The sequence below is a fragment of the Pantoea sp. CTOTU46764 genome (assembly GCF_031974595.1).
GTDB lineage: Bacteria > Pseudomonadota > Gammaproteobacteria > Enterobacterales > Enterobacteriaceae > Pantoea > Pantoea trifolii.
In genome coordinates this window covers 1-8,570 of the sequence record NZ_DALYOQ010000110.1, presented here as the reverse complement: position 1 = coordinate 8,570, position 8,570 = coordinate 1, and the positions used below count along the sequence as shown (strand labels likewise).

The window sequence follows — 8,570 nt, the reverse complement described above, 5'->3', positions numbered from 1 at the left end:
CCTGGAATCCCTCATTCGCTCAGCGGTTTGGGATGTCGCCTCAACACCGTCGCTGTAACAGTCGTGCGTATTCTTAACTCAAAATCGCTATAAATCCCGTAGGGTTGCTATTCATGGCGACCTGTTTATCGTTACACCGCCGCCGTTTTAAACACACTCATCGATTGCGCCAGACGATCGGCCTGTTCCTGCAACGCCTGCGACGCCGCTGAGGCTTCCTGCACCAACGCGGCGTTCTGCTGCGTTACCGCTTCCATCTGCGTAATCGCCGAGTTGATCTCGCTGATACCGCTGCTCTGCTCGCTGCTGGCAATGGTGATTTCGCTCATGATGTCCGCCACGCTTTTCACGCTGTTAACCACTTCACCGATGGTTGAACCGGCGTGTGTCACCAGACGGCTACCTTCATCTACCTGCGCCACTGAATCTTCGATCAACACCTTGATCTCTTTCGCCGCAGATGCCGAACGCGCCGCCAGATTACGCACTTCGGTGGCCACCACGGCGAAACCACGGCCTTGTTCACCGGCGCGTGCGGCTTCGACGGCGGCGTTAAGAGAAAGAATGTTAGTCTGGAAAGCAATGGAGTCGATCACGCTGATAATATCGACAATCTTCTTCGAAGAGAGCGTAATCGCTTCCATCTTCTCGATCACCTGTTCCATCACCATGCCGCCTTGCTTTGCGACGTTGGAGGTATTGGCCACCAGCTGATTGGCTTCGCGCGCGTTCTCGGCGTTGTGCTTGACGGTGGCGGTCATCTGCTCCATCGCTGACGCGGTCTCTTCCAGCGAGCTGGCCTGCTGTTCGGTACGCGACGAGAGATCGATGTTGCCGCTTGAGATCTGATTTGATGCCACGGCAATGGTATCGGAACCGGCGCGCACATCGGAAACGATGGTCAGTAGATTGTCGTTCATCGCCTGCAGCGCCTGCATCAGCACCGCCGTTTCATCTTTGCCGCTCACTTCTATATGTGAACTCAGATCGCCAGCCGCCACTTTCCCGGCGATTTCCACCGCTTCATTCAGCGGACGCACAATCGATCGCGTCAGCATAAAGCCCAACACGATGGCGGCGGCAATGGCGATAGCAGAGAAGATCAGCGTCATCTCAATGGCTGATGAGCCGTTATCAATAATTTTTGCGCCTTCCTGCTCCAGCTGTTGTGACTGTGAGTTGGCAAACGCCACGGCGCTATCAAGAAAGGCATTCTGCGTGCTGGTGATCGATTTTAAAACATAGGTACTGGCGGCTTCGGCATCGCCCGCATGCACCAGATCCAGCAGCGTTTTCTTCTCGGCTTCAAACTTGTCGCTGGCGGCCAGCAGCCCAGCAATTTTCTTTTTACCCACTTCAGTCACCTGCACCGCTTTGATTTTATTCATCGCGCTGTTGGTTTTATCGGTGGCGTCCGCTAATTGCTGATAACGTTTGACGTTATTTTCCGGACGCGTGGTATCAATCACGATGCCGCGCAGATATTTGATCTGTTCGTTCACGCCGTCGCGCACGTCAAAGCCAAGACGGACTTTCATGTAGCGATCTTCAACGATCGAGGTAATGCCGGTTTTGATGTTATTAATTTTGGTTATCGACGTCACGCCGACGATGATTAACAGTGCCACCACCAGACCAAAGGCGATGCCCAGACGGACGCCGACCTTCATATTTTTTAAGCTCAACATTGGATCTCCCCGTAATGCCAAAAATTGATGTTTTCAAGACGGACAAGCAGGCAAGGTGCCCGCTTCAGGTTGATGTTTTGTAAGGTGAAAATCGTTGCGCAGCGTGACAAAGCTGGTATGGCAGCACCGGCGCAAGCGCTATCAGTTATCGGTTGTTAATGTTTTAACTTTAATTTTTTAGAGGTACGTCACAGTTTGGTTAATGACGTTAACATTGAGATTTGGCTGGACGGGAATGCTGGGGATTTTGTAGGGTGCGCATTCATGCGCACCTGGTTAACTGGTTGAGATGAATGGCGTAATACTGAAATCATGTTTCCCTGAATTTGGTGCGGGCTCTGACGCATCTGCTGCGTCACGGGCCGTCCTCGCGCCGCTAACGCGGTACCTTCGGCTTCCACGTTGTGCCAACGGACCGTTCGCGGATCGGCCGTCCTGGCCGGCCCCGAACTGCCTCACGCATCCATGCGTGAGGCTCCTGGCCCAACGTAAAAGCCTCAGCGCTGCGAATGCCCTTTTGCCGCAGCAGACGTGCCAGCGCCTCTGGAAATGTGCCCTTTTCAACAACACGCACTGAAGCTTACGAGCAGGCCGGGGACACTTTTGGGCAGGCAATCCGCAGCGCTGAACGGAACGAGGAAGCCAGGAGAGCCCGCAGGACGCGGGCGAAAGGCTGAGCCGGGACATGGAAGTCCCGTCTCAGCCGGTCCGTCAGGCAGACGAGCGAAGTGAAGGCACCGCGATAGCGGCGCGAGGACCGCCAGACCAAAAGTGTCCCGGGCCAGCGCAAGCGTCGTTGGCTTAACTGACAAGCATTACGCCATGAAGGGGGGCGTTACGATAATTAACGCGGCTTTTTCAGCACGCCGTGAATCACATTCGACAGCTCGTTGATTTCGAATTTCGCCACGTAACCATCAGCACCGACTTTACGCACGTGATCTTCGTTGGCGCTGCCGGAGAGCGATGAGTGAATCACCACCGGAATCTGACGCAGATTGTTATCGCGCTTGATGTTGCGCGTTAAGGTAAAGCCATCCATTTCCGGCATTTCGAGATCGGTCAGCACCAGCGCGATCTTGTCGTGGATCGATTCACCGTTGGCTGCGGCTTCTTTCTGCATCTCGTTAATTTTGATCCAGGCTTCAAGACCGGTGTTGTGCATAATCGCCGGGATGCCCATGCTTTTCAGGCCTTGCTCCAGCAGCTGACGCGCCACTTTGGAATCTTCCGCCACAATCGCTACCTGACCTGGCTTCAGATTGAAGTCTTTGGCGGTCTCTGCGCTCGGCTCAACGCCGCGCACGGAAGGAATGATGTCATACAGAATCTGCTCAACGTCCAGCACCATCGCCAGATTGTTGCTCTGACCATCGGTATCCAGACAAGCGATGCTGGTGATGTTGCGGCTACCGATGCCCGCTTCAGCGGTATGCACCTGGCTCCAGTCGAGACGCACAATATTCTCCACCGATTCCACGGCAAACGCCTGGGTGCTGCGTGCATATTCGGTCACCAGCAGCAGGTTAAGGCCGGTTTCCGGTTTGCAACCGGTCACGGCAGGCAGATCGATAACCGGAATAAACTGGCCGCGAATACTCGCCATGCCGAGCAGCGGCGATTGCATGCCCGCAGCGCGGGTGATGGTTGGCATCGGCACGATTTCACGCAGTTTAAACACGTTGATGCCGTATAGCTCAGATTTGCCTTTCAGCTGATCGGAACCCAGTCGGAACAACAGCAGTTCGAATTTATTGGAAAGCGCAAGGTTGGCGCGTTCATCGATCTCTTTCTGAAAATTATCCATCATGGCCTCGGAGCAGATCTGGGCTGGGTAAAGGGCAGGGCAATATCGCCGTGATTAACTTATCGGCAGAAGAGAAAAAAAATGAAGGGGAGATAACGGAAATTTTAGCGTGAGAGCGATCGCCCTCACGCGGGTACGATTTATTTCAACAGAATGGCGCGCACGCTTTTACCTTTGATCTTGCCCTCTTTCAGCTTGATCAGCGCTTTCTTCGCCTGAGCGGCGTCGATAGCTACATAGGCGTGCGTGGCCGTCATATCGATCTTGCCGATCTGATCGCCGCTGAAACCGGCTTCGCCGGTCAAGGCACCCAGAATATCGCCGGGACGGATTTTGGCTTTGCGGCCACCATCAATGCACAGCGTCATTTTGGTCGCCGGCAGCGATTTGGCGCTGGTGCCTTTCAGCGTGCTGGAGGAAACCCAGTTAAGCTTCTGCTGCAGATACTCTTCCAGCGCATTGGCGCGCACCATTTCGTCGGGGGCGACAAAGCTCACCGCCAGACCTTTTTCACCGGCGCGACCGGTACGGCCAATACGGTGAATGTGCACTTCCGGATCCCACGCCAGCTGGAAATTCACCACCAGCGCCAGCGACTTAATATCCAGACCGCGCGCGGCGACGTCGGTAGCAATCAATACGCGGATGCTGCCGTTGGCGAAGCGAATCAGCACGCGCTCACGATCGCGCTGCTCGAGATCGCCATGCAGCGCTAACGCACTGATATCACGTTCGTTGAGCGCAGCGGCCACGTCGTCACACTCGCGCTTGGTGTTACAGAACACCACGCAGGAGGCCGGTTGCTGCTGGCTGAGCAGCGCACCGAGTAGGCTGTGACGCTCTTTGGCACTGGCTTCAATAAACTGCTGCTCAATGGTTGGTAACTCGGTTTTATCTTCGGTGGCGACCGCCAGCGCATCACGCTGAAAACGCTGGCTAAGGCTGGCGATGGTATCCGGCCAGGTCGCAGAGAACAGCAGCGTCTGGCGCGTTTCCGGCGTAAAGCCGATGATCGCTTCCATATCGTCGCGAAAGCCCATCTCCAGCATACGATCGGCTTCATCCAGCACCAGCGTTTGCAGCTGGCTGAGATCGAGGTTGTCGCGCTTCAGGTGATCGAGCAAACGGCCCGGCGTGCCGACCACAATGTGGGGCGCATGCACTAAGGAATCGCGCTGCGCGCTCATTGGCTGGCCGCCGCACAGCGTCAGAATTTTGATATTGCGCGTAAAACGCGCCAGCTGGCGCAGCACGTTACTGACCTGATCGGCCAGTTCACGCGTCGGGCACAGAATCAGCGCCTGGGTGTGAAACTGGCTGTTATCGATGCGGTTCAGCAAACCCACGCCAAAGGCGGCGGTTTTGCCACTGCCGGTTTTCGCCTGCGCACGCACGTCGCGCCCTTCCAGAATAGCGGGCAGGGAAGCGGCCTGAATCGGCGTCATGGCGTCGAAACCCATCTCGCGCAGGTTATCGAGTTGGCTGGCGGGCAGTTGCGTCAGGGTAGAAAAAGCAGTCACGGGAAAGTCTCTAATTGCGGGTAGGATTGCGGCGGTCAGTCTGGCAGAAAGGGGCGTGATCGGCAATGGCAAAAGCGCCGCTGGTTCCTATTTGAAATCAGTAAGCGTTATACCAGACTTGTCTCTTTTTTAGGCATTCAATGGTGCGAAGTTCTAATGCTTTTAAGGTTGATTTAATCCTGAGAAGTTGCGTTAAAAAAAGACATCTTTAACGAAAAGGGAGAATTAGCGTTGTGAAACAACTGTTATCACGTCTTTTGGCACCCTTTTTAGAGGTGTCTGGCTAATGAATGACTGCGGTTAGGTAAAATTCTGATTAAAACGAATGGCGGATTTGCTTTATATTTAGCGCGCCATTTGGCTAATTATTAAAATCCCATAATATTTCAGAGGTCATTTTGAGTCATTCTGTCCAGGGACAAAACGAAGACATTCTGAAAATCGTCGGCCGCGCCGTGTTAACGCTGCATGTGCATGGAGAAACCTTATCCTCGGATAAAGTGAGTTCCATGATTGCCTGTTACGCGGAAGAAGAGCCTGTCCGTGACGATGAAAACCAGCGGCTGTACGCGTTGGCGATTCAGATGCTTTCGTAAAATCCAGCACTCATTGGGTGTGCGCATGCCGCCCTGTTTATGTCGTACGTAAAGCCTCCTTGCGGAGGCTTTTTTGTTGGGGTGGTGCGGCCATTGAGACGGTCGCCATGTAAACGGTGCGTGCATTGAGACGGTCGCCATGTAAACGGTGCGTGCATTGAGACGGTCGCCATGAATGGCGACCCTACGGGTAACATCAGGCGCTGAATACGGGCAACCCGCGGTGGAAGGTGGCGCGTACCGGGGAGATGCGGGCGACGGCTTCGGCGGAACAGCTGGCCTCGACCAGCATCATGCTGGCTTCATCGTTGACCTTCGGCCATTGTCGCTCGCCCTGATTCGACAGCGGCAAAATCCCGCCGGTGGCGATATGCAGCGCGCGGCTCAAGCCGAACTCATCGGAACCGCGATACAGCTGCGCGTACAAGTTGGCTTTTTCCAGCATGCTGCCGGTGCCAAACGGTGACCAGTGATCGATCACGCTGTCGGTGCCGGTCATCACCGTGATGCCCGCCGCCTGCAACTGCGGCAGCGGCATGGTCAGTTTGCCAATTGGAATGGTCGAGGCCACGCTCATCTGCTGTTCGGCCATGCCGGCGATCATCTGATCCAGCGCTTTGCCTTCCAGCGTGCCAAGCGCAAAGCCGTGGCTCAACGTCACTTTGCCCTTGAGCTGCGGGTTTTTCGCGATGGTATCGATCATGTACTGAATCGCCGCCACGCCGGATGACGAGGTTTCATGCAGATGGATATCCACGCCGCGCTGGAAATCAAGGGCGATCTGGAACATCGCATCCAGCGACGCCTGCATCGCGCCATCCACGTTGGTGGGATCGAGCCCGCCGACAAACTGCACACCCATCTGCATCGCTTCACGCATCAAGCCATCGACCTTCGAGTGCAGCAAACCGTGCTGCGGGAAGGCAACGATTTCACACGGGAATTCCGGATGATTCGCCAGCGCCAGCTTGAGGTGCTCAAGGCTTTTCAGGCCGCTAACCGGATCGATGTTGCAGTGGCTGCGCGCTTCGGTGGTGCCTTTGCTGTGCAGCAAACCAATGATCGCTTCCGCTCGCGCCTGCGAGGTCGGCAGCAGTTGCGGGATCAGCACCTGTTCGCGCGCAATCATATCCATGATGGTTTTGCCCTGGCGCGGACGCGGCGCTTCCCACGGGCCACCGTAAAAGGTTTTATCGAGATGGATATGCATATCGCGGGTGCGCGGCAGCAGCAGGGCGCCGTTGGCATCCCATTGTGGCAAGGCGGCGTTGCGCGCTTTGCCTGCGGCATCCATTGCCGCAAAAGTGCCGTCTTTGATGGTGATGTCGTACAGCGCGGTGCGCGTGGCGATCACCTCTTTACCGTCGCGCTCAAAGTCCTCTTCGAGGCGTACGTTGAGCAGTTGATAATGCGCAACGCGCGGCGGTGGCGTGTGCGGCTGCGGGCTGTTGGCGAGCAGCGGTGAAGCGGGCGCGGCGTAGCTGATGCCGGCGGCCAGCAGGCTACCGGCGGCGGTCAGGCTAAGGAATTCGCGACGGCTGGGAGAGGTTAGTTGCATCAGAGGTTCCATCAAATGAGAAACGCTTAATCTGGCAAAACTCAACGCAGCGCGCTGCGATATTTGCCACTGGTTAGCAGTGGAAAAATCACTGCCATTGCAACTGACAAAAGGTCACCAGCGCGGCGGCTAACGCCTGCTGCAGATCGTCCTGCGGCGCGCGGCAAAACAGCGCCAGTTCAAAATGGTTGATGCAGGGCAAACCATCGGCTTCGCCTAATACGCGATGTTCAGGCAAGCGGCAGCTGGCGGGCAGCAGCGTTAAGCCCAATCCGGCGGCGCTGGCGCTGGCGAGCGCTACCAAACTGGCGCTGCTGTAGCTAATGCGCCAGCTGCGGCCGAGGCTATCCAGCGTCTGCGCCATCTCTTCACGATACAAACCGAGCTGCGGGAACACCACCAGCGGCACCGGCGTTTGCTCAAAACAGGGATGTGCGGCACTGTCCAGCCACAGCAGCGGTTCGGGGCGCGCAGCCAGCGGACGTTCGCCGCCTGGCTGCTTGATAAGCATGATATCCAGCTCCTCGCGCTGCCAGGCGCGATGGAGATCGACATACATGCCGCTCATCACATCGAGGCGCAGTTGCGGATGTTCGCGGCTAAATTCGGCCAGCAAGCCGGCGGTCGGCGCGGCGAAATCTTCCGGCACGCCGAGGCGCAACACGCCGTCACGCCATTTATCGCTCAGCACGTCGTGCGCTTCGCCGTTCAGCGCGATGATGCGGCGCGCATAGCCCAGCAGTTTCTCGCCCTCTTCGGTGAGTGCCACCTGATGCGACGTGCGCTGCAGCAGCGGTTTGCCAATCATCTCTTCCAGCCGACGCACCTGCTGGCTGACGGTGGATTGTGACAGATGCACGCGATCGGCGGCGCGGGTAAAGCTGGCGGTTTCGCACACCGCCACAAAACTCAGCAGTTGCTGCGGGGTAAACATCGGCTGACGATTCATTTTTCCACTGGTCGTTATGGTGTTATTTCATTTCCAAATAGTAACGACTGCTGCGATGCTGACAACCTCTTTGCAGCAGGATTGTGTATGAATCGACATTATGACGGATTAACGCTCGGCGCTTTGGTGTTGGCTGGGCTGAATATGCGACCGTTACTAACTTCTATTAGTCCATTACTCGGCCAGCTTCGCCAGACGATGGGACTCTCTTCACTGGCAGCCTCGCTGCTGCCTGCGGTACCGATGGTGATGATGGGCGCGGTCGCGCTGCTGAGCGCTTCGCTGATGCAGCGCGTGCCGCTGCAACGCTTACTGCTGGCAGGATTGACGCTGCTGCTGCTGGCGCTGGCGGCGCGTGGCGTGATCCACAGCGGCAGTTGGCTGGTGGTTAGCGCGCTGTTCGGCGGCCTCGGCGTGGGCGTGGTGCAGATGGCGATGCCGGGCCTGATTCG

The 8,570-nt window shown here is 56.5% G+C and carries 6 protein-coding genes and 1 pseudogene; 2 read left to right on the top strand and 5 right to left on the bottom strand.

The genetic code is table 11. The annotated features are described in order from the left end of the window. Positions 1–131: 131 nt before the first annotated feature. From RTM06_RS22225 to dbpA, 3 genes are all read right to left on the bottom strand, one after another. Positions 132–1,688 carry a methyl-accepting chemotaxis protein gene (locus RTM06_RS22225; protein ID WP_312184731.1) on the bottom strand — a complete coding sequence of 519 codons (1,557 nt, stop codon included), beginning with the start codon at positions 1,686–1,688 and terminating at the stop codon, positions 132–134. 844 nt (positions 1,689–2,532) lie between these two features. Continuing rightward, positions 2,533–3,495, bottom strand: a complete 963-nt coding sequence (locus RTM06_RS22220; RefSeq protein ID WP_008105989.1) for a chemotaxis protein — start codon at positions 3,493–3,495, stop codon at positions 2,533–2,535. 140 nt (positions 3,496–3,635) lie between these two features. Next, positions 3,636–5,015 (bottom strand): ATP-dependent RNA helicase DbpA, encoded by a 1,380-nt coding sequence (dbpA, locus tag RTM06_RS22215; RefSeq protein WP_008105991.1) that lies wholly within the window; start codon positions 5,013–5,015, stop codon positions 3,636–3,638. A 398-nt stretch (positions 5,016–5,413) separates the two neighbouring features. Between dbpA and RTM06_RS22210 the strand changes: the two genes are divergently transcribed. Then, the gene (locus RTM06_RS22210; protein WP_256695734.1) at positions 5,414–5,611 is read left to right on the top strand and encodes a hypothetical protein; all 198 of its coding nucleotides are present in this window, start codon (positions 5,414–5,416) and stop codon (positions 5,609–5,611) included. 196 nt (positions 5,612–5,807) lie between these two features. Here RTM06_RS22210 and RTM06_RS22205 read toward each other — a convergent pair whose 3' ends face one another. Continuing rightward, positions 5,808–7,169, bottom strand: coding sequence for an amidohydrolase family protein (locus RTM06_RS22205; RefSeq protein WP_312184730.1), 1,362 nt, complete (start codon positions 7,167–7,169; stop codon positions 5,808–5,810). A gap of 88 nt (positions 7,170–7,257) precedes the next feature. Further along, positions 7,258–8,118, bottom strand: a complete 861-nt coding sequence (locus RTM06_RS22200; protein ID WP_312184729.1) for a LysR family transcriptional regulator — start codon at positions 8,116–8,118, stop codon at positions 7,258–7,260. Positions 8,119–8,205: 87 nt separating this feature from the next. Here RTM06_RS22200 and RTM06_RS22195 point away from each other — a divergent pair. Beyond that, a pseudogene (locus tag RTM06_RS22195) lies at positions 8,206–8,570 on the top strand (cyanate transporter); the annotation flags it as partial.